Origin of the sequence: Colwellia psychrerythraea (assembly GCF_000764185.1) — a bacterium.
GTDB lineage: Bacteria > Pseudomonadota > Gammaproteobacteria > Enterobacterales > Alteromonadaceae > Colwellia > Colwellia psychrerythraea_B.
The window spans coordinates 1-3,176 of the sequence record NZ_JQEC01000026.1; the positions used below are offsets into that span (position 1 = coordinate 1).

Annotated in this window: 3 protein-coding genes; 1 reads left to right on the forward strand and 2 read right to left on the reverse strand. The window is 40.8% G+C overall.

Annotated features, from left to right (window positions below; translation table 11 throughout):
• Positions 1-34: 34 nt before the first annotated feature.
• Positions 35-1,215 (reverse strand): IS3 family transposase gene (locus GAB14E_RS11990; protein WP_156115705.1). Its coding sequence is split into 2 segments (ribosomal slippage): positions 35-930 and positions 930-1,215, totalling 1,182 coding nucleotides; the frame shifts between segments, so codons are not numbered across the junction.
• A gap of 494 nt (positions 1,216-1,709) precedes the next feature.
• Between GAB14E_RS11990 and GAB14E_RS11975 the strand changes: the two genes are divergently transcribed.
• A complete protein-coding gene (locus tag GAB14E_RS11975) occupies positions 1,710-2,864 on the forward strand; it encodes an IS110 family RNA-guided transposase (protein WP_033081990.1) in 1,155 nt (384 codons plus the stop codon).
• 14 nt (positions 2,865-2,878) lie between these two features.
• Here GAB14E_RS11975 and GAB14E_RS25535 read toward each other — a convergent pair whose 3' ends face one another.
• Positions 2,879-3,010 carry a hypothetical protein gene (locus GAB14E_RS25535; RefSeq protein ID WP_269429112.1) on the reverse strand — a complete coding sequence of 44 codons (132 nt, stop codon included), beginning with the start codon at positions 3,008-3,010 and terminating at the stop codon, positions 2,879-2,881.
• Positions 3,011-3,176: the final 166 nt, after the last annotated feature.

The window sequence follows — 3,176 nt, forward strand, 5'->3', positions numbered from 1 at the left end:
TGATCTTCCCCCGATAAAACGGACACATTTTTTTTCACGCTGCCAGGGCTTCATATTCTATTGGCGAACAATAATTTATCCCTGAATGCAGCCTCGAAACATTGTAGTATTTGTTAATGTAACTTCCAAGTGTTCCGCGCAGTTCTTTATCACTATTAAATACATTACCGCGAATAACTTCGGTCTTCATTGAATGGAAAAATGACTCCATATGCGCATTATCAGTACATTTACCCGCTCGGCTTAAGCTATGTGTAATACCTGCTCGTTTTAAAGCCGTTTGAAAAACATTACCTCGATATTCCACACCTCGGTCTGTATGCAGCATTAAACCACCTTGAGGTCTTCGGTTCTTTATTGCATTTTTTAGTGTTCGTTTGGTGACTTCCATCGTTCTCTTTTTATCTAAACTCCAGCTAATAATACGCCGTGAATATAAATCCATTATTACCGATAAATAACGCCATATACCTTTCACTTTCAAATACGTGACATCTGCTACCCATACTTTATTTTTAACCAATGGCACTTCACCATCAGGTCGTAAGTTTTTACCTGTCGTAAGGAAGCGCTTATAAAACGCAGAGCGTGTCGTCACGCGCATCACTCGAGCGACCAAGCCAAGTGCACGATACAAGCGTTCAACACGTTTTTTACCTATGCTGTATCCTTGCTTTTGCAAGGCTTTAAATATGCGGGGACTACCATAGCGTCCTTTATTCTCAGTGAATATTTGCTGAATTTTCTTTTTAAGTTCAACATCCTCTATCGCTCTAGCACTTGGTTGACGTTCACACCAATCGTAATAGCCACTTTTAGAAACATCAAAAAACTTCAGTAATCTCGTTACCTTTATGTCGGCTCTGAGTTTTTCGATGAATCGATATCGGCTTGATGTTCCTCGGCAAGAAACCGTTGCCACTTTTTTAGGATATACAGCTCCTCCTTGAGCTGTTTATTTTCACGTTCTAGTTGTTGTTCTTTGGTAAGTACTTTTTTGGCTTTTGATTGGCCAGCCACTTTTTTTCGTTTATCAGCCACAATGATCCCTTCACGATATTCTTTTCGCCATCGTGACAGCATAAACGGGTGTATGTCGAGTTTTTCAGCGACTGATTTTATTGTGACGCCAACAACATAACTTAATTGAATAGCGTTGACTTTGAAGTCATTTGAATACTTCCAAGTTCGTCTTGGATTGTTGTACTTAGGCATAAGACACCTCATCTTTAGTTAGATTTTGGTGTCCGTTTTATCGGGGGAAGATCAGTGTCCTTGTTGATTTTCTTGTTATATACCCGTACTAACCCATCGCTGAATTAAGGATAATTGCAGTGCAGCTAGTGAAAACCGTTAGAGAACTTAACGTTTTTATAACTTTTGAAAATTTTAGGGAATGCATTTTAGTACGATTTAGCCGCTGAAACCCCATTAACATTACAATAATAGACAGAAGAAGAAAACTGACGATCAATGCAGGAGCTGGACTATTGATTACTACAAAAGATGATAAAAACATTAAACATGCAAGCACTATAAATATATATGCTCCAACCTTACTTTCTGATGGGTTTAGTAAATTCATACTCGACTAGTCCTTTAGGGTATATAGACATAATGACTCCCACGAGGTGCTAGCCTCCAGATTCGTGGGTTAGTAAAACCAGAGCCATAATATATGTGTTAAACAATATAAACTGGAGGCTAACATGTACAAATATAACATACTTTTCATCGGCTTAGATACCCATAAAGTGTCTACCGAAGTGGCACATGTAGAAGACCAACGTGGTGCAAAACCCGTTCATTATGGAAAAATAAAAACGACCAAAGCAGCCATTACAAAATTGGCTCGGCAATATCAATCCAAATACCCACAGGCGACACTACATTTTGTTTATGAAGCAGGCCCCTGTGGTTATTGGATTTACCGATTACTGACCAGCTTGAGTCATTGCTGCTATGTCGTTGCCCCCTCATTAATTCCAAAGAAACCAGGAGATAAAGTAAAAACTGACAAACGTGATGCGTTGAAATTAACCAAACTGCTTAAGGATGAAGAATTAACACCCATATATGTGCCAGAGCCTGAAGACGAAGCAATACGCGACCTATCAAGGGCAAGAGAAACAGCGATGAAAGACTTAAAGGATGCTAAATATCAACTTAAGGCCCTATTTCTTCGTAATAACATCAGCTGTAAGGTCAACGATAATTGGTCACTTCAACACCTTCGTTGGTTGACTGAGCTCATTTTACCTCACCCAAGCCAACAAATCGTTTTGCAAGAAATGATACAAGTTATCACTGAGCGAATACAGCGAGAGAAACGACTGGCCAATGAATTATTTCATCAGGTGAAGTCGTGGCGGTTTTATCCTGTAGTTAAAGCACTTCAAGCCGTCAGAGGTGTTCGACTGCTTATCGCAACGGGTATTGTCGCAGAGCTTGGCGATTTAAGGCGCTTTGACCATCCAAAAAAGCTCATGTCGTATCTAGGATTAGTCTCAAAAGAGCACAGCAGTGGTGATAAACGGCGGTTAGGTAGCATTACCAAATGTGGCAATGGACGAGCAAGGCGTTTACTTGTTCAAGGCGCTCATACATATAAGCACAAAGCCAATATATCGACAGAATTACAAAAGCGTCAGGAAGGCTTACCCAAAGAAATTACCGATATTGCTTGGCAGGCCCAACTTAGGCTGTGCCGACGATACAATCGGCTGCTGAGTAGAGGAAAACATCGTAATGTCGTGGTGATAGCCATTGCCAGAGAGATGGCCGCTTACCTGTGGGCTATTGCCCGTGAAGTAGTCATTACGCCAGTTGATACACGATTAAGAATATCGAGAGTACCTGCATGATAAAAAGTTTTGAGTTAGCGCATTGGGTCAAGCATCGGCTGTGGCATAACCACCGAGGGCGTTAGGCTGGCAACGGTATTTATTATCGTTGAACCACGAGCATAGACTGAAATCAGGTGCCACGACGGAATAAGTAAGGTCGGCACTGCTAACCAACAGGTTAGTAATCCACGAATATCAGCATGATAACCGACGAAATTACTTGCTTCATCTATGCGTTAACTCTTTTATTTTAAAAGTAGACATTATGGCTCTAAATTAATGAGCAGGGATCGGTGTATTTAACTTGACGTGGGGAGTCATACCAACGCC